Source organism: Thalassobacter sp. HA4-2 (assembly GCF_055693705.1).
Genome location: NZ_JBVFUK010000001.1, coordinates 1,948,252 through 1,974,145, shown reverse-complemented (window position 1 = coordinate 1,974,145; position 25,894 = coordinate 1,948,252). Strand labels below are relative to the sequence as shown.

The following is a 25,894-nucleotide window of genomic DNA, read 5'->3' as shown; positions in this document are numbered from 1 at the left end:
TTTGCGGGGTGGTCTTTGTGCGCCTACCAGCGCAGGACGACGGCGCCCCAAGCCAACCCACCGCCGATGGCTTCGGTCACGACCAGCTCTCCGGGGTTGATTTCGCCGCGCGCCTTGCCCACGGACATGGCCAGTGGGATCGAGGCGGCAGAGGTGTTGCCGTGGTCTTGCACCGTGATCACAACCTTGTCTGTGGACAGGCCCAGTTTCGCAGCGGTGCGGTTGATGATCCGCAGGTTGGCTTGATGGGGGACAACGCGGTCCACATCCGCCACGGACACACCTGCCTTTTCCAACACGTCGAAGGTGGATTTTGCCAGCTTTTCAACGGCGTGGCGGAAGACTTCCTTGCCTTCCATGGTCAGATGGCCGGTGGTTTGCGACGACGATACCCCGCCCGACACCTGCAAGATGTCGCGGAAACGTCCGTCTGAATGCAGGTCCGTGGCCAGGATGCCCCTGTCGGCGGGGGTGCCCGCGCCCTCGGCGGCCTCCAGCACCAATGCGCCTGCGCCATCTCCGAACAAGACACAGGTGCCCCGGTCTTCCCAGTTCATGATCCGGCTGAAGGTTTCGGCCCCGATAACCAACACGCGGTTGGCTTGGCCCGACAGGATCAACCCGTTGGCGTTGGTCAGCGCATAGACAAAGCCCGCGCAGACCGCCTGGATGTCAAAGGCAAAGCCGCGCGTCATGCCAAGGCCCGCCTGTACCATGGTGGCCACGGACGGGAAGGTGAAATCGGGGGTCGAGGTTGCCACAACCACCGCGTCGATATCGTCGGCGGTGCAGCCCGCATCTGCCAAAGCAGCCGTCGCAGCCCGGATCGCGAGGTCGGATGTCGTCTGCCCCTCGGCCGCGAAGTGACGGCGTTCGATGCCGGAGCGGGACTTGATCCATTCGTCAGAGGTGTCGAGGAAGGTTTCAAACCAGCTGTTTTCCACCACACGTTCGGGCAGATAGTGGCCGACGCCTGTTACGACTGCGCGGGTGGTCTTCATGGGGTCAGCCGTCCGATGGTTGATCGTTCTGGGCAGTTTGAACCTGTTGCGGGAGGGATGCAAGACGCGCAGCCAGCCGATCTGCAAAGCCCGATTGCGCAAGGTCCCACGCCAACTGGATTGCCGCCGCGACCCCGGTCTCGTCCGCCGATCCGTGGGATTTCACGACCGTGCCGTTGAGGCCCAGAAACACCCCGCCATTCACGCGGCGCGGGTCGATGCGTTTGGTCAGGCGGCGAAGGGACGTCAGCGCCAGCAGCGCCGCAATGCGGGACAGGGGCGTGGCCTTGAACGCCTCTTTCAGAAAGTCGCGGATCAGCGCGGCTGTGCCCTCGCCGGTTTTCAGGGCGACGTTGCCGGTGAACCCATCCGTGACGATCACGTCGACGGTGTCGCCGGGTATATCGCCCCCTTCGACAAATCCCTTGAATTCAAAGCGGTTGTGGGGGGCTGCGGCGGCGATCAGCTCATGCGCCTCTTTCAGCTCTGCCCGGCCCTTGTGCTCCTCGGTGCCCACGTTCAACAGGCCCACGCGCGGCGATTGCAGGCCCAGCCCGTTGCGCGCGTAGGACATCCCCATCAGCGCGTATTGCAGCAGGTCTCTGGCATCCGCGCGAATGTCCGCGCCCACGTCCAGCATCACGTTGAACCCACCGGGGTTCCGGCTGGGCCACAGGATCGCAATGGCGGGGCGGTTGACGCCGGGCAGCTTGCGCAGACGGATCATGCTGACCGCCATCAGGGCGCCAGTGTTCCCGCAGGACACGACGACGTCGGCGTCCTTTTCGCGCACCGCATCCACCGCAGACCACATGGAGGTGTTCTTGCCCGTGCGCAGCACGTGGGACGGCTTGTCCTCCATGCTCACAACGGCATCCGCGTGGCGGATCTCCACGCGCGCCTCCAACCACTTGCGCTTGGCAAGCAGGGGCGTCAGCTGTGCGCTATCACCGTGCACGATAAATCGCGCGTCGTCATGTTTGGAGGCAAATTTTGCGATCCCGGCCACTACCGTGGCCGGACCGTGATCGCCCCCCATCGCGTCAATCGACAAAATGGGGGCGCGGACCGGGGGCGCCTTGAGATCAGCGTTGGACATGTGAGTCGGACCGCTGGTTCATCTGGCCCCCGGGCGGATCGGTGTCGGACAACCGGCCTTAGGCCGCGTCGTCGTCCAGATCAATGTCGTCGGCCTGCGCCACGACTTCGCGGTCATCATAGTGACCGCATGCGCCACACACGTGGTGTGGACGGCGCAACTCGCCGCAGTTGGGGCACTCTGCAGGGTTACCTGCAACCAGTGCGTCGTGAGACCGGCGCATGTTGCGGCGCGAGCGTGTGATCTTATTCTGAGGGACGGCCATGTCGCACCCTTAATGCTGGGGGGCCTAGCGTGGCCCGGTGTATGATTTCCACACCGCTTAACCCGGTCCATCAGAACGGTCCAGAGGCAATCTGGCTTGAGCGGTGAATGAGCGCGGAAAATACAAAGATTCGTCCCAATAGCAAGGGGCGATCTGCGACGGTTCAGGCGCGACGGTTGCGCAGGGCGTATGCGCCTTGGCTTGCCACGAAAATCAGCAGGGCAACCGTCACGATCGACGGGCCTGCGGGGGTGTCGAGGTTCCAGGCCAGTCCCAGCCCCAACACCGCGCTGGCGATGCCCAGCACGCCCGCCATTATGGCCATACGCTCGGGCGTGGCGGCAAAGGGGCGGGCGGCGGCGGCGGGCATCAACAACAGCGCGCCGATCAAAAGGGCACCCACGACCTTGATCGCCACGGCGACGGCCAGTGCAAGGGTCAGGGTCAGGACCAGTTCTTCGCGGCGCGGGTTCAGGCCTGCCGCTTGGGCAAGGCTTGGATTCAGGGTCACAGTCAGCAGGGCCGACCAGCGCCACGCCAGCAGGGCCACGATGACCGCGGCTCCGACCCAGATCGTCACAAGGTCCATGCCCGACACGGCAAGGATGTCCCCGAACAGCCAGCCTTCAAGGTTCAGGCGCGCCCCCGGCAGCAGGGATACCGACATCAAGCCCAAGGCCAGCGCGCCGTGGGCAATCACCCCCAGCAGCCCGTCTGTGGTTTGTCCGCCCCGGGGCAACAGGGTCACAAGCGTGGCCGTAACAAAGGCCACGGCGAGGACGCCTGCGAAGAACGGCAGCGACAGGGCCAAGGACAGGGCCACCCCAAGCAAGGCCGCATGGGCTGTGGCATCGCCAAAATACGCCATGCGCCGCCAGACGACAAAACATCCCAAGGGGGCCGCCGCCACCGCAACACCCACCCCGGCAAACAAGGCGCGGGTCAGGAACGAATCGAACAAGGTCATGGGGTGGCATCCTCGGGCAGGTGCAGGGGCGCGATCTCGGGGCCGTGATCGTGCCCGCAACTGGCGTCGTGTTCATGGTCGTGTTGGTGGCGGTACAGGGCCAGTGCTCCGCCGGTGCCTGTGCCAAACAGGGCCCTGTACTCGGGCGCGCTGGCGACCTGTTCGGGGCGACCTTCGCAACAGATGTGCCCGTTCAGACAGATCACCCGGTCGCTGGCAGCCATGACCACGTGTAACTCGTGACTTACCATCAATACGGCGCAGCCAAGCTGTGCGCGCACGTCCTCAATCTGCCGGTAAAACGCCGCCGACCCCGGTTGGTCCAGACCTTGTGTCGCCTCATCCAGTATCAGCAGATCGGGTTTCGTCAGCAGGGCACGGGCCAGCAACACGCGCTGGAACTGCCCTCCCGACAGGTTGGCCATTTGCGCACGGGCCTGCGCGCCGACCCCGGCGGTGGCCAGCGCCTCCGCCACGGCCGCGCGGGGTTGGCGGCGGGGCAGGTTCAGGAAACGCTCCACTGTGATGGGCAGGGTTGGGTCGATGTGCAGCTTTTGCGGCACGTAGCCAATGGTCAGCCCAGGCTTACGGGTGATGGAGCCGCCAGAGGGCGCAAGTGCGCCGATCAAGGCCTGCAGGAACGTGGATTTTCCCGAACCATTAGGTCCGACAATAGTCACAATTTCGGAGGGTTGTAGGGTGAAGTTCATGTCTCGCAGGACCGTATGGGCCCCATGGGACAGGGTCAGCCCGCGCGTTTCGATCAGGGCGGTCATGGTTGGGCATCGCATGCGGCGCACAGGCCCAAGGCCTCGACCGTCAAACGCTCGATCTGAAAGCCGGTGTCCGTTGCGGTATCCCCGAGGCGCCCCTTGGTCAGATCGGTATGGGCCTCGGCCACGCGGTCGCAGCTGCGGCAGATCAAGAAGGCGGGCGCATGATCGCCGCCGGGATGGGCGCAGGCGATAAAGGCGTTCAGGCGTTCGATCTTGTGGGCGAACCCCTCGCGCACCAGAAAGTCCAGCGCGCGGTAGGCCACGGGGGGCTGGCTGCCCAAGCCCTCGGCGCGCAGGACCTCAAGGATATCATAAGCGCCCATGGCGGTGTGCCGTTCCAACAGGATTTCAAGCACCCGCTGGCGGGTGGGGGTGAATTGCAGACCCCGTTCCGCGCAAACGGTTTTCGCGTGGGCGACGCCCGTTGTGATGCACTGGTGGTGGTCGTGAGGGGAAAAGCCGAGAACTGTCATAAGGGGTTGATATGATATATTGTAACAGCTAACAAGCCCGAGACATGTTACAACATAACAGGAGCCTGCCATGCGCACCGTCCTTTCGATCCTTGCCGCCACCGTTGCCTTGCCCGCTATGGCAGATGTGCCCACGGTGGTTACCGATTTCGCCGTGGCCGAGGGGCTCGTGGCCCGCGTGATGGGGGATCGTGGCACCCCAACGGCCCTGTTTGCGCAAAACGATGATCCGCACCACGCTGCGCTGCGCCCCAGCCGGGCCGGGGCGTTGGAGCAGGCGGACATCGTCATATGGATGGGGCCGATCATGACCCCGGGTCTGGAGCGGCCCATCGAGACGCTGGCGCAAGACGCGCAGGTGATCAACCTGATGGCGCACCCCGCGACGGCCAAGCTGAACATGCGCGAGGGAGGCTTGTTCGAGCATGACCATGCTCATGGGGACAAGAAGCATGACGATCATGATGATCACGGGCATGACGACCACGCGCACGGCGACGATGATCACAAGGATCACGATGATCACGGCCATGATGATCACCATGCCCACGGGGACGAAGATCACAAAGACGACGAAGATCATGCCCACGAAGATCATGATCACGATACGCATGACCACGCCGCCCATGGCCACGATGACCATGCTGAGATGGGTTTGACGGACCCACACGGTTGGCTGGACCCGGTGAACGCCATGACTTGGCTGGACGTGATTGCCGAGACGCTCAGCGCCGCAGACCCCGAAGGGGCGGAGACCTACCGAGCCAATGCAGCCGCGGGCAAAGCCGAGATCGCGGCTGTCGTCCCTGTGATCCAAGCCGCAATTCCGCCATCCCCGGTCGTGCTGCGCCACGATGCCTTGCAATACCTAGAAGCCAGCTTTGGCCTGCAGGTTTATGGGGCGGTCACGGGGGCCGATGATGCCTCCGCCGCGCCGCGCACGATGCAAGACCTGCGTGATGCGGCTCAATCCGGGGATGTGGGCTGTGGTCTGTATGAATTCGGCAACCGCCCCGACAGTATCGAAGCGGTGTTGGAGGGGGGCGATACGCCTATCGTCGAGATTGACCTGCTTGGGGCAGATGTCGCAGCGGGTCCCGACCACTACGTCGGTTTGATGAGCGGCGTTGCCGAAAGCCTTGGTGCTTGCAACTAGGGGCAGGGGCCGCTCAGGCGGGGCATCGAGCCCCGCCTGAGCGGACGAGAGTGCCACTCTCGCGCTCTCGGGGGTATTTTCAACCCAATGAAGACAGGGTGCCCATACCTGTGATCCCCGTGGTGCGATCGAGGATGTTCACGCCTTGTTGGTGCCAGAAGTAGAGCAAGTCGATGAAGATCCAGTTTTCCGCGAGTTTGTCGCCCTCGCGGCGGTAGATGTCGATCACGCGCATGTCGGCCCATGTTTGGGTGGCGGGCATACCCATGAAGCCGCCGTGGTGGGCAACGGCGAGGTTGGGCCAGCCGAAGAAGCCGCCGAAGTTGCCCTCGGCCAGTTTGGCGACGTGGCCGTTGAATTTACGCTCCACAAAGGCCGCGCGGAAGGGGCCGGAGTGTTGTTCGGCGTAGCGCGGGATGGTGTAGCTGGCGCCGATGCCCTCTGGCCCCCACCACAGCATGTCTTCGTGCCAGCTGCGACGCAGCTCGTCCACGAGGGGTTCCGATTTGCCGCCGGCCCATCGGGCGAGATCGTTGATCATGAATTCGATGGCGGCCATGGTGGCGCGACCCTCGGCGGGGTCTTGTGGCTTGGTCAGCACCCCTTGGCCGGACCGGGGACCAGGTTGCACAAGGTGGTGACCTGTTTGCGGGCCGAAGGGGTTTTGTCCGGCCTGCACCATGAGGTGGGGGATGTCGATATAGAGGGCGGTTTCGGCGATCTTGTCGCCCTCGACCCGGTTGAACTCGCAGTACCGCAGAAGAGCCACCTTGCGGTTCGGGCGGATGCCCAGCCAAGGCCGGTCGAAATTGCCCATGAGGTGGCCCATGGAGACGACCCATGTGGTGGCGTGGTTGTCGATCTCGTTGGTGCCGGCAAAGAAGATATCCTCGCGGCGCTGCAGGGACGTGAGCGCCTGTTTCAGGGGCGCCCAGAACTGGCGGGCGGCGTCCAGGCCGTTGGTGACTTCGTGAAACGGGAAGTACCCGCGCCAGAGGTGATCCTCGGTGAGAGTGTCTGCCATGACGGTGACGAGGTCGTTGCCCGTGGCAGCGTCAAGGGCGGCGTGATGTGTGCGCACCACGGCCTTGGCGGATTGAAGGTCGGTCATTTGTATATCCAGGTCTGTATGGCTGTTGTCGGGCTTGGCTGCGCTTAGGCAGGCGGCGCCGTCAACACAGGCCCATGGCGGTAGCGACGGTAGGGGCGGCGCGGTTGGCCGCCCCAGTGGCGCGAAACGAGCGTGCTCATCCTTTTACGGCCCCCGCTGTCAGGCCGCTGACGATTTGGCGTTGGAAGAACAGGACCAGCACGAACAGGGGGGCAGTGGCCGAAACCACGGCCGCCACGGCGAACATGACGTTGCCTTCTTCAAACGTGCTGCCCAAGTAGCTGGCGATCTTGGGGACCATGGTCTGGTTTTCCTGAGACAGCAGCATCGCGGTGACGGTGAAGTCGTTGTAGGCCAGCAGAAAGCTGAACAGCCCCGTGGTGATCACGCCGGGCCACATGACGGGGATGATCACGTGACGGAAGGCTTGGAACCTTGTGCAGCCGTCCACCATGGCTGCCTCGTCCAGATCCTTGGGGATGTTCAGGAAAAAGCTGTGCAACATCCACAGGGTGAACGGCTGGTTGATTGCCACCAGCACGATAATCGTCGTGGGCAGGTGGCCCCAGACGTTCCATTCAAAGAACGGCAGCAGGTAGCCCGACACCAGCGTGATGTGTGGCATGGCGCGGAACACAAGCGCGATCATCAGCAGCCAGAATGCATAGCGAAAGCCGGAGCGGGCCAGCGCGTAGCCCCCGAGTGTCCCAAGCGTGAGGGAGATCACAACTGTGAAAAACACCACGATGAAGGTGTTAAGGGCGGCGCGCCAGAACTCTGTTTCCACCCAAGCGCCGTAGTACCCTTGCCCGGTAAAGGCGCCGCCCGTCTCGGCTGTGGTAAAGGTGCCCCGGATGGCGTTCATCCAGTCGGCCTTGGAAAAGAAGTCGCCTTGCACCTTGAAGCTGCCCCAAAGGGTCCACAGGAAGGGGAAGGCCGCGACGACGATCCAGACCGCCACAAGGGCCGTACAGATGAAGACGAGGGCCGGGGATTTGCGATGTGCGACGGATGCCATGGATTAGGCCCTCTTTGCGTTGAAATCGCGCCATGTGCGGATCAGCACGGGCGTCAGCAGGATGGCGACCCCGAGGATCGTCAGCACGGAAGTGGCCGCGGCGGAGTTGAAGCGTTGGATATCGCCGCGCAGGTCTGAGAAGATGATGTAGGACAGGGATGTGGCATTCGCCTCGGCCGAAAAGCCGATGATCGGTTCCAGCACCCGGAAGTTGTCCATCAGTTGGATCAATGTGATGAACACGGTCAGGGGCATCAGATGCGGGATCACGACATAGCGGATGCGCTGCCAGCGGGTGGCCCCGTCGATCATCGCGGCCTCTAGGGTTTCTTCCGGCACGGTTTGCAGGCCTGCGTAGAACACGACAAACGCGAAGGGGGCAGAGGACCAGACCCCATAGGTGATCAACATCACCCACGTCAGGGTCGGCGAGGCCTTGAGCGACAGGTCAGGGTCATCGAACAGGATCTGCAAGGTCGCCCCCAGCACCCCGTCCGCGTCGATCATCCAGAACAGGATCAGCGACCCGATCAGGGGTGTGACGATCATCGGCAGTAGGGACAGAAAGATGGTCGGCCCCTTCAACAGCTTGGGCAGGCCGTTGACGCCCAAGGCAATCGCCAGACCCAGCAGGATCAGCAGGGGCGTGCAGACGAAGGTGTAGGTCAGGGTAAAGGCCAGCGCGCGGTAAAAGGGCAGGTTCATCACCTCGCCCCAGAACGCGCCCATCGTCTCGGATGTGCGCCAGGCCTCGCCGATCTCGGTGGTGGCAAGGTGGCCGCGGTTGAAATAGGTGCCAAAGCCGTTGAATTGGCCCATGGGCTGAGCCTCGCGCAGGGCGGCGGTCGCGTCGGTGTCCACGCGCGTGGACTGGGTACATCCGAAGGGGCCGCAGTTCTCCACCGTCACCAGGACTTGTTCATGTTCCACGAACAGCGACTGCGCCACCACCGACACAAGGGGCAGCAGGATAAACAGGATCATCGCCACAAGGGACGGCGCGATGAACATGATAAAGGTACGATGCGGCATGGGTTGCCCCCCAGATTACGGTTTCCCGGATGGGAAAAGGGCGCGCCAGTGTCCCGGCGCGCCCATGGGTCTTATTGCAGGAAGCCTTGTTCCTTGGCGGCCTCGGTGTAGGCGGCCTCGACGTCCATCAAGGCCTGCTCTGCGCTTTCCTGACCTTGCAGGAAGTCAGCCAGTTCAGCGCCGAGGGCTGTGTGCATCAGACCCATGAAGGGCAGCATGGGGTAGGGCTGGGTGCCGTTGGCGGCGGTTGCAGCCACACCTTCGGCGGCCTTGCCGGGCACATAGGCCGAGGACAGCCAGACGGTGTCATCGTTGTTTTCCTGGATCACCTCGTCGCGCAGGCCGTTCATCAGGGCGATAAAGGTCGCCTCTGCGTCCTCGTCCGAGATGTTCTTGGCAATGGTGAAGCCGTCCCACCAGAGGGTGGAGGCGGGCGTGGCATTACCGCCTACGGTCGGTGCGGAGACCAGCAAGGTGTTGGAGGTGATCTCCTCGGTGGAGCCTTCGTCATCAAGGATCGGCCCCCCGCGAGAGCCCCACATCTGTGCGATGGCCAGCTCGCCCGCTTCCCAAAGGGCCGCCGTTGCGTTGGAATCGAAGGTCAGGAAGTCCGGGTTGGACAGGTCTGCCAGCTGTTTCATCATCTCCAGGGCGGCGACACCCTTTTCGTTGTTGATCGCGGCGTTGGCGGTGCCGGGTTCAAAGAACTCCCCGCCCATGCCGAGGTACATGTTCACGAATTCTTCGCCAAGGTTCCAGCCGGTCTTGGTGTTCTTGGCAAAGGGATGCTCCATGATGCCGGCATCTTTGATGGCCTGCGCCACCTGCACCACTTCTTCATAGGTCGTGGGAACGTCTGCGCCGACCTGCTCTAGAATGTCGGAGCGGACGAACAGGTGTTGTGCGTTCGCCATGAAGGCAATCGCCATGGTTTGCCCGTCGATCATCACCTTGTTCACGGCTGGCAGATCCGGGGCGTGGGCTGCGATCAGATCGTCCAGAGGGCGGATCAGGTCGTTGTTCATCAGCGGCACAATGGACGAGTTCGCAACAATCGCAGAGGTGTACTGCGCGGGGTTGGCGGTCAGTGCTGCGACCTGTAGGTCGCGGTGCTCTGTCGTTTTGTTGGACTCGATCGTGGCGTTGCCGGAGATGCAGGCCTCGGCCCCGCCGATCACGGCGTGGATGGCGGCAAAGTCGTTGGACAGCACGCGCACGGATCCTTCGGTCACGGGGCAGGCGGCCAGCGCCGATGTGCCGGACAGCAGCACGGCGGCCACCGATGCGAAAGCAGTCGTTTTCATATGTTTCATTCCCCAATTCTCCCATGTCGTGACGCCCCCGGGGAGGGGTGCGCCTTGGTTTTAGGTCCCGGCATGGATGCCAGTTGTGTGGGTCGCCAAGGACGCGCCGAATCGACCCGACCTGTGCATACGTGTGCAAGCATGGGCGAAGTCCCTGCGTCATTGCAAGAGGTATGACACTCTGCGCGCAAACGATTTAACTCATAAGAATAATGCTTGCGCCGTGGGCAGAATCGCCCTTACACCTGTTGCATACGTTTGCAAGGAGGGTGGACCCGTGGCAGAGATTCAGCTTAAAAACATCTCGAAGCGATGGGGGTCCTTTGTCGGGGTGGACAATTTCGACCTCACGATTGCGGATCAAGAGTTTCTGGTCCTGCTCGGCCCTTCAGGCTGTGGCAAGACGACGACCATGCGCATGATCGCGGGCCTCGAGGATGCGACCGAGGGCGACATCGTCGTGGACGGTGTGCGAGTGAATGACCTCGATCCCAAGGACCGCGACGTGGCCATGGTGTTCCAATCCTACGCGCTGTACCCAAACCTGAACGTCTATGAAAATATCCGCTTTCCCCTGAAGGTGCGCAAAATCCCGCAGGAGGAACATGACGCGCGGGTGATGCGCGCCAGCGCGATGGTGGAATTGGACGAGTTCTTGCACCGCAAACCGTCCGAACTGTCCGGCGGTCAGCGTCAGCGCGTGGCCTTGGCCCGCGCCATTGTCCGCGAACCCAATGTGTTCTTGATGGACGAGCCGCTGTCGAACCTCGACGCCAAACTGCGCGTGTCCACCAGAGCCCAGATCAAAAACCTCAGCCACGAATTGAAGGTGACGACCATCTACGTGACCCACGACCAGATCGAGGCGATGACCCTGGCCGATCGTGTGGTCGTGATGTCCAAGGGGGTCGTACAGCAGGTGGGCACTCCGACCGAAATCTACGACACCCCCGCCAATACATTCGTGGCCAGCTTCATCGGCTCCCCGGCCATGAACCTGATGGACGGCACGATGAAGGGCGGCACGTTCACCTGTGACGGCGTTTCGATCCCCGGTCTGGATGCGCCCGATGGGCCAATTACCCTGGGCTTCCGCGCCGAAGATGCATCCGTGGGGCAGGGCGGCCAGATCAACGCGCCCGCCTATTCCATCGAATTGCTGGGCGACGCCACCATGATCACCGTCAAGGCGGGCGGCGGGCTGGTGTCCGTGAAGGCCCCCAAGGACTACCGCATCGACATCGGCGCGCCCTTCAGCGCCGATATACCCGCCAGCATCTGCCATCTGTTCGACGCCAAGACCGGCGCCCACCTGTAGGAGAGAGTGATGACCATCGAATACCTCAAACGCTCCAAACCTGAATCCGAGAAGAAGGAAGAGGACGCCAAGGTTCGCGCCATTGTCGAAACCACGCTGGCCGATATCGAGGCGCGCGGCGACGCGGCAATCCGGGATCTGTCCAAGAAGTTTGACGGCTACGAGCCGGAGGCGTTCCGCCTGACGCCCGAACAGATCGAAGAAGCCATGTCCCAAGTGTCCGATCAGGATATGGCCGACATCAAGTTCGCCCAAGACCAGATCCGCAACTTTGCGCAGGCGCAGCGCGCATCCATGACGGATGTGGAGGTCGAGACCTTGCCTGGTGTGATCCTGGGCCACAAGAACATCCCCGTCCAATCGGTGGGCTGCTATGTGCCCGGCGGCAAGTTCCCGATGGTCGCCAGCGCCCATATGTCGGTGCTGACGGCCTCCGTGGCGGGGGTCCCGCGCATCGTGGCCAGCGCGCCCCCGGTGAACGGCAAGCCACATCCGGCCATTGTCGCGGCCATGCACCTTGGCGGTGCGCACGAGATCTACGTCATGGGCGGCATGCAGGCGGTAGGTGCCATGGCCATCGGGACAGAGACGATCGAGCCTGTTCACATGCTGGTCGGCCCCGGCAACGCCTTTGTGGCCGAGGCCAAGCGCCAGCTTTATGGCCGTGTGGGCATTGACCTGTTCGCAGGTCCGACCGAGACGATGGTGATCGCAGACGACACCGTGGACGCCGAGATGTGCGCCACGGACCTGATTGGCCAGGCGGAGCATGGCTATAACTCTCCAGCTTGCATGATCACCACGTCCCGCAAGCTGGCCGAAGAAACCCTGCGCGAGATTGACCGGCTGCTGGGCATCATCCCCACCGCCGAGACGGCGCGGGCTTCGTGGGACAACTATGGCGACCTGATCCTTTGCGACACCCACGAGGAGATGCTGGAGGTCGCCAACGACATGGCCTACGAGCATGTGCAGATCATGACGGACCGCGACGATTGGTATCTGGAGAACATGCACAGCTACGGCGCGCTGTTCTTGGGGCCGCGCACCAACGTGGCCAATGGCGACAAGGTGATTGGCACCAACCACACCCTGCCCACCAAGAAGGCGGGTCGCTATACGGGCGGGCTTTGGGTTGGTAAATTCCTGAAAACCCACTCCTACCAGCGCGTGACGACGGATGCAGCGGCGGCGATGATTGGCGAGTATGGGTCACGCCTTTGCATGTTGGAGGGCTTCGTTGGCCACGCCGAGCAGTGCAACATCCGCGTGCGCCGCTACGGTGGGCGCAATGTGCCCTATGGCGAGGCCGCCATGCCCCTGAAAGCGGCTGAGTAGTTTCGCCTGACGGCGACCCGCCGGGGGCCAAGCCCCCGGATCCCCGAGCCAATTGGGGGAGGCTCTGCCTCCCCCAAGCCCCCACCGAGGGTATTTCTAGAGCAATGAGGAGTTAGGCGTGGCGCTTGGTTTGAAGACGGTTTTGGCGGATTGGCAGGTGGCGGCCTCCAGCGGTGGTGTGAAGGCCGCGCGGGTTGCCTTTGACGCCGTGGTCGCCCGCGATGCGCACTGGCAGATGTGTCACCCCTTTGGAGATATCACTGGGGCAGAGGCGTTCGACGCAGCCTGGGCCCCTTTGTTTGCCGCCATGCCCGATCTGGAACGCCGCGACATGATCGTGATGGAGGGGGTGACGCCTGAGGGCCAGTCGTGGGTCGGGTGCATGGGCAATTACATGGGCACCTTCCGCGCGCCCTTCCTGGACATTCCGCCAAACGGTCGCCTGGTGCACATGCGCTATCACGAGTTTTTCCGCATTGAGGGCGGCAAGGTCACCGAGGCGCAGATCATCTGGGACCTGCCAGAGCTGATGATGCAGGCGGGCGCGTGGCCCATGGGCCCACAGTTGGGCGCCTTCCTGTGCACACCTGCGCCGGCCTCGGGTGATGGGCTGACGTGCAATGGGGACGGGCAGGGGGCGATGGATCACGTGATCGCGATGCTTACCGACCTGTGCAAGTTTCCCGGCAATCCTGATCCGGTGGTGATGAACCTGCACGACTACTGGCACCCGCAGGTGAACTGGTACGGGCCTGCAGGCATCGGCACCTGCCGCGGGATCGAGGGTTTTCGCAATTTCCACCAGGGCCCGTTTTTACGCGGTATGCCGGACCGCAAGCTCGATGCCCTTGGGGATTTGTTGTCCCACTGGTTTGCCACGGGGGACTATGTTTGCGAGACCGGTTGGCCCAACATGCGGCTGACGGTTTCGGGGGATGGCTGGATGGGCATCGCGCCCTCGGGTACCGAGGTCCTGATGAAATCCCTCGACTTCTGGCGCATGGAGGATGGCCTGATCCGAGAAAACTGGGTGCTTGTGGACCTGCTGGATGTGTACCGTCAGCTGGGTGTCGATGTGCTGGCCCGGATGCGCGAGTTCAACAAGATGCGCGTGCCCGGGGTAGTGCCCCCGTTGGATTGGAGGGACGCATGACCCTGCCCAAGACACCCTCCTTCCGCATGGATGGCAAGCGTGCGCTGGTCGCGGGCGCGTCCTCTGGCATCGGGTTGGGCTGCGCCGTGGCGCTGGCCGAGGCGGGGGCCCATGTGATCCTTGCCGCCCGTGGCGTATCCAAGCTGGAGGCCGCCGTGGCAGAGATGCGCGCAGTGGGTCTGTCGGCCGAGGCGCGGGTGGTGGATGTCGCGGACGTGGACGCCATCCGGGCCGCACTGGCCGAGATCGGGCCACTGGACGCCATGGTGAATTCCGCCGGGCTGGCGCGGCACACCCCTGCGCTGGACACGGACCCCGGTGATTACGACGCGGTGATGGATGCCAACGTGAAGGGCGCGTATTTTCTGGCCCAAGGGGTGGCGCGCGGCATGGCCAAGGCAGGCAAGCCGGGTTCGATCATCACGGTGTCCAGCCAGATGGGTCATGTGGGGGGCATCGATCGGGCGGTTTACTGCGCGTCCAAACACGCCGTCGAGGGCTTCACCAAATCCATGGCCATCGAATGGGGGCCGAAACGGATCCGCGTGAACACGATCTGTCCCACATTCATCCGCACCCCCTGACCGAACAGACCTTCGACAATCCCGACCGCGTCGCGTGGATCGAGGAAAAGATCAAGCTGGGCCGCGTGGGCGAGGTCTCGGACATTATGGGCGGCGTGCTCTATCTGGCGTCCGAGGCCAGCGCGCTGGTCACGGGTACCAGCCTGCTGATCGACGGGGGCTGGACGGCAGACTGATGGGGGAACAGACGCGCATAACCTCGCTGGATGTGGCGCGTATGGCAGGCGTCAGCCAGTCGGCCGTCAGCCGCGTGTTCTCCGGGCGCAGCGCGTCCAAGGCCACGGCGGCCAAGGTGCGCGCGGCGGCCGATACGCTGGGTTACCGCCCCAACGCCATGGCCCGTGCGATGATCACCGGCAAAAGCCGGATCATTGGTCTGCTGGTGGCCTATCTCGACAACCAATTCTACCCCGAGGCTCTGGAACGTCTGTCCAAGCGCCTGAAGGACGAGGGCTATCACATCCTTGTCTTCATGGCCGAGAACGGCACCGACGCCGTGGACAGCACGGTGCGGGAATTGATGGATTACCAAGTGGACGGGATCATTGCGGCAAGCGTTTCCATTGGGTCGGAACTGACCGAGCGCTGTCAGTCAGCGGGGATCCCTGTCGTCCTGTTCAACCGGGGCCAAGACGAGGCGACGTTCAGCCAAGTCACCTCTGACAACCTTGCGGGCGGGCGCGCCGTGGCGGATTTCCTGATCGCAGGCGGGCACGCACGCATCGCCCACATCTCGGGGTGGGAAGGGTCGTCCACGGGCCGCGACCGTGCCCTTGGCTTCCGACAGGGCTTGTTGGCCGCTGGCATTACGCCCGGCCCCGTGATCTGCGGCATGTTCAACCGCGATATCGCTGCCGCCGCCGCGCGCACCATGATGGACAGCGCGACGCCGCCGGATGCAATCTTTGTGGGCAACGATCACATGGCCTTTGCGGTCGTGGATGCCCTGCGTGCCGATGGGCTGCGCGTGCCCGAGGATGTGTCCGTCGTCGGCTATGACGATGTGCCCATGGCCGCGTGGGGCGGCTACGACCTGACCACCCTGCGCCAGCCGATCAACCGTATGGTCGAGGCGACCGTGGACACCCTTTTGCAACACCTCGAACACCCCGACAGCCTGCCGCAAAAGCTGGCCATCGGGGGACCGCTGATCATTCGCGGCTCTGCCCGCACCAAAGAAGGACGCACAGAATGAAGGGCTTTTCCAACCGCTGGAAAGACTTTCCCGACTACATCATCGGGGTCACCAAAGAGATCTGGGAGGATCGCGGAATCGCGACCCTCGATCACTACTACGCCAAGGACATCCCCGTGCGCAGCCCCATGGGCGTGCAGCGTGGAAACGAGGCTGTCAAAGCCTCGACCATGGCAACCTGCAACGAGTTTCCTGACCGTCAGTTGTTCGCCGAGGATGTCATCTATTCCGACGACTCGGAACATGGGCTGCTGTCGTCGCACCGCTTGCTGACCGTGGCGACCCACAGCGCGGATGGCCAGTTTGGCCCTGCAACGGGCAAGAAATGGACGATCCGGGTGATTGCCGATTGTGCGGCCAAGGACGATTGCATCTATGACGAATGGCTGATCCGGGACTATGGCGGGATGGTGCGCCAGATGGGTATGGACCCGCGCGCCTTTGCCCAAGGGTTGATCGACGCCGACGGCGGGACGCCCGTGTTCACGCCTGCGATGGATGTGGAAGGGGACTACAAGGGCACCGGCAACGACAACGCGTGGGGCCAGAAATACGCAGATATCCTGCACCGCATCATGGCGACCGATTTCAACCACATCCACACAGAATACGATCGCGCGGTGATCGGCGAATATGCCGGGGCGCAGCAGTTGGTGTCGGCTCAGGAGGTGGTGAAATTCTGGATCGGCCTGCGGTCGTCCTTCCCAAATGCCGAGTTCAAGATCCACCACCAGATCGGCATGGACGCAGATATGCTTTCGCCCCGTGCCTCGATCCGTTGGAGCCTTGATGGCATCCACGAGGGCTGGGGAGCGTTCGGCAAGCCCACGGGTGCGCCCGTGCATGTGATGGGGATGTGCCACGCGGAATTCGGACCCTGGGGCCTGCGCCGCGAATTCTGCCTGTATGACGAAATCGCGATCTGGAAACAAATTTTGATGCATCAGGCGTAATATCCATGCGCCCCACCAGACCGGGGCGCACCCAACCTTAGGAAGACCACATGACCGACCTGTCAGACCGCATTGTTCGCTATGGCGAATTGATGCCTTGCCGGACTGCTTTTATCGACGCCCACACGCCCGGGTCCGACCAAAAGGAAAACTTCACCATCATCGGCGGCGGCGTATCCGAGTCCCCTGATCAGCACGTGCACATTGGCATCCCGCACGGGTTCAACATCGGGGCGGCGGGCCAGCCGCCCAAGTGCCGCAACTCGCTCCACTCCCACCGCACGGCAGAGGTGTTCTTTGTGCTGTCCGGGCGTTGGCGGTTCTTTTGGGGCCGCTACGGGGACGCGGGCGAAGTGGTGCTGGAAAAGGGCGATATCTTCAACATCCCCACGGGCATTTTTCGCGGGTTTGAAAACATCGGTGACGATTATGGAATGATCATGGCGATCCTGGGCGGTGACGATGCAGGCGGCGGCGTGATCTGGGCCCCGCAGGTAATCACGGATGCGGCGGACCACGGGCTGGTACTTGCCGAAACAGGCAAGCTTTATGACACCAAGCGGGGGGAAACCCTGCCCGAGGGCGTCGCCCCCATGCCCGTCATGAGCGATGCAGAGGCCGATGCCTATCCGGCGCCTACCACCGCGGACGTCATCCCGAACTACGTGGCCCGGTATTGGGACATGCACGCGCTGGCCGACAAATCCCCCGCTACTGTGATCGGGGCGACCGGGATCCTGCGCGACAAACCCGGCTTCGAGGTGTCCTTCGTGACCCGCGGCTCTGCCAGCGCTGAAATGCACAGCCATGACAAACCATCCGTCCTGATGCCCGTCACAGGGCATTGGCGCGTGACCTGGGACGGGGGCACCACCACGCTGGCCCCCGGTGACACCATGTCCGTGCCCGAAGGGTTGGCCCACGCAGTCGTGCCGTCCATGACCGGGGATGCGGCCCTGTATCACGTGATTGCCACGGACGACGCCCCGGGCGCAACATGGATGGGGTAAGCACAGGCCGCCCGGGGGATATCCTGGGCGTCTATGAACGGCAGGCGGCGGCCTATGACGCCGCACGCCTGAAATCCCTGTTTGAGTTGCCGTGGTTGAGCCGGTTCACTGCGACGCTGCCAAAAGGGGCGGCGGTGTTGGATCTGGGCTGCGGCGCGGGGGAGCCGATCACCGCTTGGCTGATCGACCAAGGCTACCGTGTCACGGGCGTGGACCAATCCCGCGCCATGCTGGATATCGCGCGCAGCCGCTGGCCGGACGGGGACTGGCGGCAGGGCGATATGGTCGCGCTGGACCTGCCTGACCGATTTGCGGGCATCATCGCCTGGGACAGCTTTTTCCACCTGACCCCGCAGGCGCAACGGGCCTGTATCGCACGGGTCGCAGCACACCTGGACCCCGGCGGCATCTTTCTGACAACCGTGGGCCCCAAAGCGGGCGAGGCCGTGGGCACGGTTGGCGGTGAACCCGTCTATCATGCGTCCCTGTCGCCCCTAGAGTATGCCCAATGTCTGGCCGACAACGGTCTGCGCCTGATCGGGTTTCTGGCCGAAGACGTGCAGGTGGACCGTCATTCTGTCCTGATGGCTTGCTTAGATTGAACTGTGTTCATTTTTACCTTGAACGCAGTTCAAAATCCTGCGATAGCTGCCTGAACGCAGTTCAAGGAAGGGCGCGCCATGTACAGTCTCGTAAACACTTCGCAATTGGTCGACGAGGGGATCATTACCCCTGACGCCGCCCGGATAATCCAAGCCCGCGCGCGCCAGATCATGATCATGCTGGCGATCAACACACTGCTGTGTGCGGGCATTCTGTTCGCAACAGGCGGGCTGATTGTGTGGTTGGCCGATGCGCTGGCGGTGGCAATCTGCGGTCTGGTCCTAGTGGTGGTCGGGGCAGCGGTGCTGACCCGGGGCAAGCCGCTCTATGCCATGTTCGGCAATGCCGCCGTGCTGATCGGCGCGGGTCTGTTGCTGGGCGGGGCCGCCGCCGAGTTATCTTCCAACTATGAAGAGATCGCCGGTTGGGTGATGCTGCCCCTTGGCGCGGTTGTCGCGGGGGTTGCTTTTGGACTCATGGGGCGGGGGCCTTCCTTTGTTTTGGGCGCTGTGGGGTGCATGGGCGTAGCATTGCATCTGCTGGGCCTGTTTGCACTGGTCGAGGATTACGCCTTGACCGGCGCGCCAATCGCGGCCTTCTACGGCTACTGCGCGGCGGTTGTGCTGGCTACGGGCTGGATCACGGATGTGCGGTTCATTACGGCCCTGGCCATTGCCCCCTTTGCCCAGATGCTGGACACGGGGACCGCCTATTTCCACGCGGCCTATGTGTTCTATTCACCCGAATCCACCCTGTCGATCTTGCAGATGGTGGCGCTGATGGGGCTGTGCCTGTGGGCAGCATCGCGCCTGACAGACCGAGGCCAGCGACACCTGCGGATCTTGGCCCTGATGGGGTTCATCGTGGCCAACCTGTGTGCGCTGGTTGGCAGCCTTTGGGGTGATGTGGTTGGCGAAAGCTTCTGGCGGGCCGCCAATACACGCAGCGATTTCGAGGGATTGGAGGCTTGGACCGCCGCCCGCGCCGCCTACCGCGCCGCTGCGCTGACCATCCACGAACACGTCTATTCCGTTTTGTGGGCCACAGCGCTGGCTGTAACGGCGTTCTGGGCGGCCCACACCCACCGACGGGGGCTGTTCAACACGGCGGTCACCTTCGGCGGCATCCATGCCTATACTCAAGCCTTCGAGACCTTTTATGACCAACCCTTGGCCTATGTGATCGGCGGTTTGGTGGCGATCCCGGCGGCTTGGGGGCTGTGGCGGCTGAACACTTGGTTTTTGGAGCGTCAAACGCTTGAGGCTGACACGCCCCCGGCGTAGTTTCCACGCAGAAAACAATAGGCTGGGAGGCCCCGCATGACCGTCAAGACAACCCACGTAGGCAGCTTGCCCCGCACACAAGATGTGGTCGATTTCATCTTTCAGCGGGAACATGGTAAGGATTACGACCAAGGGGCCTTTGATGCCTGCATGACGGCAGCCGTTGATGCCACTGTGGCCAAACAGGTTGCCGCCGGGATCGACATTGTGTCGGACGGCGAGACCTCCAAGATCAGCTACGCGACCTACGTCAAGGATCGCTACACCGGGTTCGACGGGGACAGCCCACGCAACGCGCCGGGGGACCTGAAGAAGTTTCCGTCCTTTCTGAAGCGTCTGGCCGATGACGGCGGCACCCCGCAATACGCCCGTCCCATGTGTATGGGCGAGGTGAAGTCCAAGGGCCAGGACGAGCTGCACAAGGATATCGCCAACCTCAAGGCGGGGATGGCCAAACACGGGGTCGAGCGTGGGTTCATGAACGCGGCTTCCCCAGGGGTGATCAGCCTGTTTCTGGCCAACCGGCACTACAAGACGCGCGAGGCCTATCTGGCTGCGCTGGCCGATGCGATGAAGGAGGAATACGAGACCATCGTCGCCTCTGGGCTTGATCTGCAACTTGATTGCCCTGACCTTGCCCTGTCGCGCCATATGCTGTTCGAGGATCTGACGGACGCGGAGTTCATCAAGGTCGCCGCCAGCCACGTGGAAGCGTTGAACCACGCCCTGAAGGGCGTGCCCGAAGACAAGGTTCGGATTCACATCTGTTGGGGCAATTACGAAGGACCGCACATCTGTGATATTCCCATGGCCAAGATGTTCGACACGCTGATGTCGGCAAAGGCCCGCTATGTTTTGTTCGAAACCTCAAACCCGCGCCATGGGCACGAATGGTCCGTGTTCCGGGACCGCAAGGCGGACATTCCCGACACCAAAGTGCTGGTGCCGGGGGTGGTGGATACGACGACGAACTTTGTCGAACACCCCGATTTGGTGGCCGAACGTATTGCACGTTTCGTGGATATTGTGGGCGAAGACCGCGTGATTGCGGGCAGTGATTGTGGTTTTGGAACATTTGCAGGCTTTGGCGCCGTGGACCCCGATATCGCCTATGCCAAGCTGTCGGCCCTGTCGGAAGGGGCTCGCCGGGCCGGGTAAGGCCAGTGGGGTGACGCTCGCGCCCTGCGCGTCGCCCCACCCACCGTCCCGCGCGGACGGGGCCATTCTTGCCTATGCCTGTGCTCAGATGTGTGGTGATCTGGCCACAGGGGAAGTGACCTGCTAAGGACGCGTCAGTGAGTGTAACGGGACGGTACAGTTGTGATGGAGAACGCGGTAAACCGCTGCGCGCGGCGGGCCTTGTCTACTAGTCCGTTAGAAGTGATCGTGTAATCGATGTTACCTCATTTCGTCCTATTGTTCGGTGTGTCTTCATTGGCGATATTCGCCCACAGGCCGCGGTTTTCATCAGGCATCCGAAAGCTTATATGGGCTGTCCTGATCTTGATGCTGGCCTTGTTTGCGGGTTTGCGGGCTGACAGCGTCGGGGCTGACACCGCGGGCTATGTCGGCCGCTTTGTCTACTTGGTCAGTATCAACGCAGTATGGGACACCCTTGGGTCATCCGAACCGGGATACAAATCCCTGATGGCGGTGGCGCGCCTGATCTCTGATGATCCCACGGCGAATCTTTTGGTGACGTCCATTGTCGCGTCGACATTGTATGTCACGGCCTTGTACCGGTTGAATGTCGTGGCTCCACTCGGCCTGTTTGTGTTCATGGCGTTTGGGTACTTTGTGTTCCATATGAACGGGTTGCGGCAAGGATTGGCCCTTGGGGTTTACATGCATGCCATCCCCTACCTGATCGCAGGGCGCCCGCTTTACTACGTGGGTGTGGTGGCGGCTGCGACGCTGTTCCATGTCTCGGTCGTGTTTGCCTTGCCGCTGTATTGGTTTTTTCGACAGAAGATCTCTATCTGGTCCATCCCGCTTTTGGTGGGCACAACGGCGATTGCGGTCAATTTCAACAGTGTGATCTTTCAGTTGGGCGGTTTGGCGCATGATCGGTATCTGCTGTACGGGGATCGGTCCGAGACCGGCGGGCAGCTGCTGGCGCTGTCCTACGTGCTTTTGACCGTGATTTTTTGGCTGGGGCGCAAGACTGTGCGTCAGGCATGGCGGCGGGACTACGACATTTTTTTGATGATGATGACCTTCGGCGCGATGATCTATGTGGTTGTTGTGGTGGGAGGGTTGTATATTGAGACCACGCGGATGGCCCTGTATTTCACGGTCTCTATGGCCATGCTGATGCCGATTTTGATCCGGTCCCAGCGTCACCCGTCGCTTCGGTTGGTGGGTATTGTGGGCACTGTCCTTGGCGGCTGTGCGTTTTACGCCGTTTATCTAAGCCAGGTCGGGGCCTATGTCCCCTACGCCACGCGCTGATCTGTTGGTGACAAAGGAATGGATATGACCCAAGTCGCGCGGCCTGTGTATATGAGCATTGATTTCGAAGACTTCGCCTATGACAAGCGCCGCGAAAAGGGGCTGATGTCGGGCTACGAGATGCGCCGCGATGCGCTGCACAGGTCCTTTGATATCATTCAGGCCTTTGCAGAGGCGCGATTTGACGATCCGCGCATGACGTTTTTCTGCACCGGGATCGTGGCCAAGAAATGCCCCGATGTTGTGCGCCGGATTGCCGATCACGGGCATGAAGTGGCCTGTCACTACTACTACGAGCAGAAAATCTACAACGACACCCCGGCCCAGTTTGACCGTTACATCCGGGACGCCCAAGCTGTGTTGCAAGACGTCAGCGGACAGCCCGTGCGCGGGTTTCGCGCGCCGCAGTTCTCGCTGCCCGAAGGGGATCGGGCGCGCTTTGCGATGTTAGAACAGGTCTTTGACTACGACAGCTCTATCGTCGTGGACACGCCGCAGGATTTGCAGCGCAAGACCGATCACCTTGGCCTGACGCGTCTGCGCGAATTTCCTGTGGGCCGTCATAAGGTTCCGGGGTTTCCCAAGCCTTTGCGCACGGGCGGATCCTATTTCAAGCTGTTCCCTGTCAAGTACACGCTGGACCTGATGCGCACCACCACGGCCAACGATCTGCTGCCAATGATGTATCTGCATCCCTATGAGTTCGTCGATGACCAGTCGTTCATGTTGCGGTGGGGCGATTTGGCAGGCTTGCCATGGGGACAGCGCCTTTGGTATCGGGCGCGGCAATGGCAATGGCACCTGGTGGGCAACAAAGGGGCCCTGACCAAGCTGGGCCGCATTTTTGATGAGTTTCAGCACGCAGGCCGCATGTGCCAACTTTTGGACACGGACTACGGCAAACCCAGTCCCAAGGGGGCACAGCCCATGAAAGTCACCATCGGCCTGCCGTTCTTCAACGCCGAGGATGATCTGCCGGACGCGATCCGGTCGGTCTTTGCGCAGACCCATCAGGATTGGGAGTTGATTTTGGTCGACGACGGCTCCACCGATCGGTCGCTGGAGATTGCGCGTTCGGTCGATGATCCGCGCGTGCGCGTGGTGTCCGATGGCGAAAACCACCGCTTGGCCACGCGCCTGAATCAGATCGTCGATCTGGCCCAGACGGATATCATAGTGCGCATGGATGCCGATGACCTGATGGCCCCCGACCGGATCGAGAAAGAGCTGGCGGTGCTGGATCGCGAACCGGAGGTGCAATTCGTCTCGACCGGTCTTGTGTCCATTGATGGGTCGGACACGCCCTTTGGCGCGCGGACCCACTTTGCAGATACCGTGACGCGAGACAATCTTCTGCGCAAACAGGGGGCGGGCATCGTACACGCGGCCGTGGTGGGGCGGCGGGCATGGTTTCTGGCCAATCGCTATGACCCGACGATGCCCATCGCCCAAGACTACGAGCTTTGGCTGCGTGCCAGCGCCAAGGCGCCATTACCCGTGCGCATCCTGCAAGAACCTCTGTACTATGTGCGCGAGGTCGGCAGCGTGACACCGGCAAAGATGTTCCGGTCATACCGCATTGATCGGCGCGCCCTGTGGCGCAATCGCGCCAACCTGTGGGAGGCGCGCTTTGTCCTTAAGTCCTACCTCAAGACCGCCGCTCTGGCCCTGATCGTGGCAACGGGGCGACTGGACTGGCTGGTGCGCCGCCGCTCTGCTCCGCTGACGGACGCCGCACTGATCGCCAAGGTGAAGGCCGATATCGAAATGATCCGAGGCACCCATGTCCCAGGCCTCTGACCCGCAACAGCGTCGCCCACGCGTGGCGTGGGTCATGCACAGTGTCTACAACGCCAAGTTTTTTGATCCCCCACCTGCGCATGTTGGGGGAGGATCACGATGTGTACCTGTACCTGCACAACGACGCGCCGGACATTCTGGCCAATCTGGATATTCCGGCCACGGTCGTGGAGATCCCCATCGCCCGGCACGTGGACCCTTGGGCCGATCTCAAGGCGCTTTGGGTTCTGTGGCGGGCCCTGCGCCGGGATCAGCCCGATTTGGTCAACAGCACCACCGCCAAGGGCGGCCTGATCGGAATGATGGCTGCCTATCTGGCCCGTGTGCCCCGCCGCGTGCACACCTTTCAAGGAGAGGTTTGGCCCCATTTCACCGGCGTCAAACGCGCTGTGTTCAAGGGGGTGGATTGGCTGGTCTCGCGCATGGCGACCGAAATCACTGTGGTGTCAAAGTCAGAGCGTGATTTTCTGCGCGCCCAGGGCGTGCTGCGTCCCGATCAAGGGATTGTTCTGGGTGCGGGCTCTATCTGCGGGGTGGACACCGAACGGTTCAAACCTGACGCGCCGAAGCGCGCCGCCATGCGCGATCAGCTTGGCTATCGCAATGAGGATCAGGTGATCCTTTATCTGGGCCGATTGCAGCGCGACAAGGGTCTGCACATCCTGCAGGAGGCGCTGCAACAGCTGAAGGCGCGCAGTGATGCGCCCATTCGACTGTTGGCTGTCGGGCCGGACGAGGACGAGTTGGGGCAGGGCCTGCTGGATGCGTTCGGCGCGGATGCGACCGTGTTACCCTATTCCGAACGGCCCGAGGATTTTATCGCGGCCGCCGACATCCTCGTACTGCCCAGCTTTCGCGAAGGGTTCGGCATGGTCCTGATCGAGGCAGCGGCCATGGGAGTGCCTGCCGTGGCCTCTCGCATCTATGGCATCAGCTGTGCCGTGGCCGAAGGGGAGACCGGACTGCTGTTTGACGTTGGTGACGCAAGCGACATGGCCGATCAGATGGACCGCCTGCTGTCGGACCCGGATCTGCGCCATACATTTGGTCAGAACGGCGTGGCCCGCACCCGCGCCGCGTTCGAGCAATCGGTGATCATAGAACACTTCCGCGAGTTTTACGCCGCGCAATTGGGCACAAACGCCAAGGTCAAAGGGGATACGAGATGACAGACTACACCCTGCACCCGGCGCTGGAACGCGCCAGCATCGACGACTATATCCACCTGTTCGATCTGGCCTTCCCGGGAAATGATAAGTTGGGGCGCAGCTATCTTGAATGGCTGTACTTGCACAATCCCGATGGCCGTGCGGTGGGGGTGGACGCCTATATGGGGGACGAACTTGCGGCCCACTACGTCACCATCCCGCGCACGTATCGCATGGGCAACACCACACATCGCGCCTTGTTGTCGGTCAACACCGCCACCCATCCGGGCCACCAGCGCAAGGGCCTGTTCAAACGTCTGGCCAATGCCACCTACGAGGCCGGGCAGGGCGCGGGCTTTCAGTTCGTCGTGGGGGCGGCCAACGGCAATTCCACCCACGGCTTTGTCAAAAGCCTTGGCTTTGAGCATCTGGGCCAGATCCGCATGGTCGCATGGTTGAACCGAGGCCAGACCTCTGCGGATGGCCTTGCACTGGATGTGCGGCCCGATTGGCTGTCGTGGCGGCTGGCGCGCCCGGGGGCGCAGTATCGCCTGTCCCGGGCGGCAGGGGGCATGGTGCGTATCCAGACCCGCGAAAAGGGGTTGGGTGTCACCATGGGGGTGGTGCCCGCAGATCAGATCCCAGCTACAGGTCTTGACGCGCCGGTTCACAGGTTGCCGTGGTTGCCCAACCTTACGCCGATCTTCCCGATCCCCAAGGGCAGCATGCAATTGCCCGACCGCTTGCACCCCTCGCCGTGGAACGTGATTTACCGTCCCCTCGGGGACGAAGGGGCCGCGCTGGACACCAGCCGCTTGATGTATGACGGACTGGCCATGGATACTTTCTGATTTTG

Annotated in this window: 24 protein-coding genes and 1 pseudogene; 15 read left to right on the top strand and 10 right to left on the bottom strand. The window is 62.4% G+C overall.

Annotation, left to right across the window (positions count from 1 at the left end; all coding sequences use genetic code 11):
- Window positions 1-23: 23 nt before the first annotated feature.
- The 6 genes from ACZ1G0_RS09965 to ACZ1G0_RS09940 all read right to left on the bottom strand — a co-directional run bounded on the left by ACZ1G0_RS09965 (window position 24) and on the right by ACZ1G0_RS09940 (window position 4,581).
- Complete coding sequence (locus ACZ1G0_RS09965; RefSeq protein ID WP_472736806.1) at window positions 24-1,001, bottom strand: beta-ketoacyl-ACP synthase III; 978 nt, start codon at window positions 999-1,001, stop codon at window positions 24-26.
- Window positions 1,002-1,005: 4 nt separating this feature from the next.
- A complete protein-coding gene (gene plsX / locus ACZ1G0_RS09960; RefSeq protein ID WP_472736805.1) occupies window positions 1,006-2,100 on the bottom strand; it encodes a phosphate acyltransferase PlsX in 1,095 nt (364 codons plus the stop codon).
- 58 nt (window positions 2,101-2,158) lie between these two features.
- Window positions 2,159-2,365 (bottom strand): 50S ribosomal protein L32, encoded by a 207-nt coding sequence (rpmF, locus tag ACZ1G0_RS09955; protein ID WP_472736804.1) that lies wholly within the window; start codon window positions 2,363-2,365, stop codon window positions 2,159-2,161.
- A gap of 163 nt (window positions 2,366-2,528) precedes the next feature.
- Window positions 2,529-3,332 (bottom strand): metal ABC transporter permease, encoded by an 804-nt coding sequence (locus ACZ1G0_RS09950; RefSeq protein WP_472736803.1) that lies wholly within the window; start codon window positions 3,330-3,332, stop codon window positions 2,529-2,531.
- Window positions 3,329-4,108 (bottom strand): ATP-binding cassette domain-containing protein, encoded by a 780-nt coding sequence (locus ACZ1G0_RS09945; protein ID WP_472736802.1) that lies wholly within the window; start codon window positions 4,106-4,108, stop codon window positions 3,329-3,331. Before ACZ1G0_RS09945 ends, ACZ1G0_RS09950 begins: the two co-directional genes overlap by 4 nt.
- Complete coding sequence (locus ACZ1G0_RS09940; RefSeq protein ID WP_472736801.1) at window positions 4,105-4,581, bottom strand: transcriptional repressor; 477 nt, start codon at window positions 4,579-4,581, stop codon at window positions 4,105-4,107. The genes ACZ1G0_RS09945 and ACZ1G0_RS09940 overlap by 4 nt, the downstream gene beginning before the upstream one ends.
- A gap of 70 nt (window positions 4,582-4,651) precedes the next feature.
- Here ACZ1G0_RS09940 and ACZ1G0_RS09935 point away from each other — a divergent pair, with 70 nt between their 5' ends.
- On the top strand, window positions 4,652-5,737 hold the full coding sequence (locus ACZ1G0_RS09935; protein WP_472736800.1) for a zinc ABC transporter substrate-binding protein: 1,086 nt from the start codon (window positions 4,652-4,654) through the stop codon (window positions 5,735-5,737).
- A gap of 79 nt (window positions 5,738-5,816) precedes the next feature.
- Here ACZ1G0_RS09935 and ACZ1G0_RS09930 read toward each other — a convergent pair whose 3' ends face one another.
- From ACZ1G0_RS09930 to ACZ1G0_RS09915, 4 genes are all read right to left on the bottom strand, one after another.
- The gene (locus ACZ1G0_RS09930) at window positions 5,817-6,848 is read right to left on the bottom strand and encodes a nuclear transport factor 2 family protein (RefSeq protein WP_472736799.1); all 1,032 of its coding nucleotides are present in this window, start codon (window positions 6,846-6,848) and stop codon (window positions 5,817-5,819) included.
- A 136-nt stretch (window positions 6,849-6,984) separates the two neighbouring features.
- A complete protein-coding gene (locus ACZ1G0_RS09925; protein WP_472736798.1) occupies window positions 6,985-7,866 on the bottom strand; it encodes a carbohydrate ABC transporter permease in 882 nt (293 codons plus the stop codon).
- Window positions 7,867-7,869: 3 nt separating this feature from the next.
- Window positions 7,870-8,898 carry a carbohydrate ABC transporter permease gene (locus ACZ1G0_RS09920; RefSeq protein WP_472736797.1) on the bottom strand — a complete coding sequence of 343 codons (1,029 nt, stop codon included), beginning with the start codon at window positions 8,896-8,898 and terminating at the stop codon, window positions 7,870-7,872.
- A gap of 71 nt (window positions 8,899-8,969) precedes the next feature.
- On the bottom strand, window positions 8,970-10,211 hold the full coding sequence (locus ACZ1G0_RS09915) for an ABC transporter substrate-binding protein (RefSeq protein WP_472736796.1): 1,242 nt from the start codon (window positions 10,209-10,211) through the stop codon (window positions 8,970-8,972).
- 268 nt (window positions 10,212-10,479) lie between these two features.
- Between ACZ1G0_RS09915 and ACZ1G0_RS09910 the strand changes: the two genes are divergently transcribed.
- The 14 genes and pseudogenes from ACZ1G0_RS09910 to ACZ1G0_RS09845 all read left to right on the top strand — a co-directional run bounded on the left by ACZ1G0_RS09910 (window position 10,480) and on the right by ACZ1G0_RS09845 (window position 25,889).
- Window positions 10,480-11,520: an ABC transporter ATP-binding protein gene (locus ACZ1G0_RS09910; protein ID WP_472736795.1), complete on the top strand. Its 1,041-nt coding sequence runs from the start codon at window positions 10,480-10,482 to the stop codon at window positions 11,518-11,520.
- 9 nt (window positions 11,521-11,529) lie between these two features.
- Entirely contained in the window at window positions 11,530-12,858 is a 1,329-nt protein-coding gene (gene hisD, locus ACZ1G0_RS09905; protein WP_472736794.1) for a histidinol dehydrogenase, read from the top strand.
- A 118-nt stretch (window positions 12,859-12,976) separates the two neighbouring features.
- Window positions 12,977-14,011 carry an ester cyclase gene (locus tag ACZ1G0_RS09900; protein ID WP_472736793.1) on the top strand — a complete coding sequence of 345 codons (1,035 nt, stop codon included), beginning with the start codon at window positions 12,977-12,979 and terminating at the stop codon, window positions 14,009-14,011.
- Window positions 14,008-14,771, top strand: a pseudogene (locus ACZ1G0_RS09895) (SDR family NAD(P)-dependent oxidoreductase). The gene ACZ1G0_RS09900 and the pseudogene ACZ1G0_RS09895 overlap by 4 nt, the downstream one beginning before the upstream one ends.
- Window positions 14,771-15,790, top strand: coding sequence for a LacI family DNA-binding transcriptional regulator (locus ACZ1G0_RS09890; RefSeq protein ID WP_472736792.1), 1,020 nt, complete (start codon window positions 14,771-14,773; stop codon window positions 15,788-15,790). The pseudogene ACZ1G0_RS09895 and the gene ACZ1G0_RS09890 overlap by 1 nt, the downstream one beginning before the upstream one ends.
- Entirely contained in the window at window positions 15,787-16,743 is a 957-nt protein-coding gene (locus tag ACZ1G0_RS09885) for a nuclear transport factor 2 family protein (RefSeq protein ID WP_472736791.1), read from the top strand. Before ACZ1G0_RS09890 ends, ACZ1G0_RS09885 begins: the two co-directional genes overlap by 4 nt.
- 50 nt (window positions 16,744-16,793) lie before the next feature.
- Window positions 16,794-17,753 carry a cupin domain-containing protein gene (locus tag ACZ1G0_RS09880; protein WP_472736790.1) on the top strand — a complete coding sequence of 320 codons (960 nt, stop codon included), beginning with the start codon at window positions 16,794-16,796 and terminating at the stop codon, window positions 17,751-17,753.
- A complete protein-coding gene (locus ACZ1G0_RS09875; protein WP_472736789.1) occupies window positions 17,741-18,355 on the top strand; it encodes a class I SAM-dependent DNA methyltransferase in 615 nt (204 codons plus the stop codon). Before ACZ1G0_RS09880 ends, ACZ1G0_RS09875 begins: the two co-directional genes overlap by 13 nt.
- Window positions 18,356-18,433: 78 nt before the next feature.
- Window positions 18,434-19,639 carry a hypothetical protein gene (locus ACZ1G0_RS09870; protein ID WP_472736788.1) on the top strand — a complete coding sequence of 402 codons (1,206 nt, stop codon included), beginning with the start codon at window positions 18,434-18,436 and terminating at the stop codon, window positions 19,637-19,639.
- 36 nt (window positions 19,640-19,675) lie between these two features.
- Window positions 19,676-20,797: a cobalamin-independent methionine synthase II family protein gene (locus ACZ1G0_RS09865; RefSeq protein WP_472736787.1), complete on the top strand. Its 1,122-nt coding sequence runs from the start codon at window positions 19,676-19,678 to the stop codon at window positions 20,795-20,797.
- A gap of 237 nt (window positions 20,798-21,034) precedes the next feature.
- The gene (locus ACZ1G0_RS09860) at window positions 21,035-22,090 is read left to right on the top strand and encodes an EpsG family protein (RefSeq protein ID WP_472736786.1); all 1,056 of its coding nucleotides are present in this window, start codon (window positions 21,035-21,037) and stop codon (window positions 22,088-22,090) included.
- 24 nt (window positions 22,091-22,114) lie between these two features.
- Complete coding sequence (locus ACZ1G0_RS09855; protein WP_472736785.1) at window positions 22,115-23,890, top strand: glycosyltransferase; 1,776 nt, start codon at window positions 22,115-22,117, stop codon at window positions 23,888-23,890.
- A gap of 62 nt (window positions 23,891-23,952) precedes the next feature.
- On the top strand, window positions 23,953-25,059 hold the full coding sequence (locus ACZ1G0_RS09850) for a glycosyltransferase family 4 protein (protein WP_472736784.1): 1,107 nt from the start codon (window positions 23,953-23,955) through the stop codon (window positions 25,057-25,059).
- Window positions 25,056-25,889: a GNAT family N-acetyltransferase gene (locus tag ACZ1G0_RS09845; protein WP_472736783.1), complete on the top strand. Its 834-nt coding sequence runs from the start codon at window positions 25,056-25,058 to the stop codon at window positions 25,887-25,889. The genes ACZ1G0_RS09850 and ACZ1G0_RS09845 overlap by 4 nt, the downstream gene beginning before the upstream one ends.
- Window positions 25,890-25,894: the final 5 nt, after the last annotated feature.

Bases quoted from the DNA above. Each gene is read 5' to 3' on its own strand.
- ACZ1G0_RS09845 (WP_472736783.1), top strand. From the start codon at position 25,056: ATGACAGACTACACCCTGCACCCGGCGCTGGAACGCGCCAGCATCGAC.
- ACZ1G0_RS09940 (WP_472736801.1), bottom strand. From the start codon at position 4,581: ATGACAGTTCTCGGCTTTTCCCCTCACGACCACCACCAGTGCATCACA.
- plsX (WP_472736805.1), bottom strand. From the start codon at position 2,100: ATGTCCAACGCTGATCTCAAGGCGCCCCCGGTCCGCGCCCCCATTTTG.
- ACZ1G0_RS09880 (WP_472736790.1), top strand. From the start codon at position 16,794: ATGACCGACCTGTCAGACCGCATTGTTCGCTATGGCGAATTGATGCCT.
- ACZ1G0_RS09870 (WP_472736788.1), top strand. From the start codon at position 18,434: ATGTACAGTCTCGTAAACACTTCGCAATTGGTCGACGAGGGGATCATT.
- ACZ1G0_RS09945 (WP_472736802.1), bottom strand. From the start codon at position 4,108: ATGACCGCCCTGATCGAAACGCGCGGGCTGACCCTGTCCCATGGGGCC.
- ACZ1G0_RS09930 (WP_472736799.1), bottom strand. From the start codon at position 6,848: ATGACCGACCTTCAATCCGCCAAGGCCGTGGTGCGCACACATCACGCC.
- hisD (WP_472736794.1), top strand. From the start codon at position 11,530: ATGACCATCGAATACCTCAAACGCTCCAAACCTGAATCCGAGAAGAAG.
- ACZ1G0_RS09865 (WP_472736787.1), top strand. From the start codon at position 19,676: ATGACCGTCAAGACAACCCACGTAGGCAGCTTGCCCCGCACACAAGAT.
- ACZ1G0_RS09885 (WP_472736791.1), top strand. From the start codon at position 15,787: ATGAAGGGCTTTTCCAACCGCTGGAAAGACTTTCCCGACTACATCATC.
- ACZ1G0_RS09920 (WP_472736797.1), bottom strand. From the start codon at position 8,898: ATGCCGCATCGTACCTTTATCATGTTCATCGCGCCGTCCCTTGTGGCG.
- ACZ1G0_RS09935 (WP_472736800.1), top strand. From the start codon at position 4,652: ATGCGCACCGTCCTTTCGATCCTTGCCGCCACCGTTGCCTTGCCCGCT.
- rpmF (WP_472736804.1), bottom strand. From the start codon at position 2,365: ATGGCCGTCCCTCAGAATAAGATCACACGCTCGCGCCGCAACATGCGC.
- ACZ1G0_RS09925 (WP_472736798.1), bottom strand. From the start codon at position 7,866: ATGGCATCCGTCGCACATCGCAAATCCCCGGCCCTCGTCTTCATCTGT.
- ACZ1G0_RS09965 (WP_472736806.1), bottom strand. From the start codon at position 1,001: ATGAAGACCACCCGCGCAGTCGTAACAGGCGTCGGCCACTATCTGCCC.
- ACZ1G0_RS09915 (WP_472736796.1), bottom strand. From the start codon at position 10,211: ATGAAACATATGAAAACGACTGCTTTCGCATCGGTGGCCGCCGTGCTG.
- ACZ1G0_RS09950 (WP_472736803.1), bottom strand. From the start codon at position 3,332: ATGACCTTGTTCGATTCGTTCCTGACCCGCGCCTTGTTTGCCGGGGTG.
- ACZ1G0_RS09860 (WP_472736786.1), top strand. From the start codon at position 21,035: ATGTTACCTCATTTCGTCCTATTGTTCGGTGTGTCTTCATTGGCGATA.
- ACZ1G0_RS09890 (WP_472736792.1), top strand. From the start codon at position 14,771: ATGGGGGAACAGACGCGCATAACCTCGCTGGATGTGGCGCGTATGGCA.
- ACZ1G0_RS09855 (WP_472736785.1), top strand. From the start codon at position 22,115: ATGACCCAAGTCGCGCGGCCTGTGTATATGAGCATTGATTTCGAAGAC.
- ACZ1G0_RS09875 (WP_472736789.1), top strand. From the start codon at position 17,741: ATGGATGGGGTAAGCACAGGCCGCCCGGGGGATATCCTGGGCGTCTAT.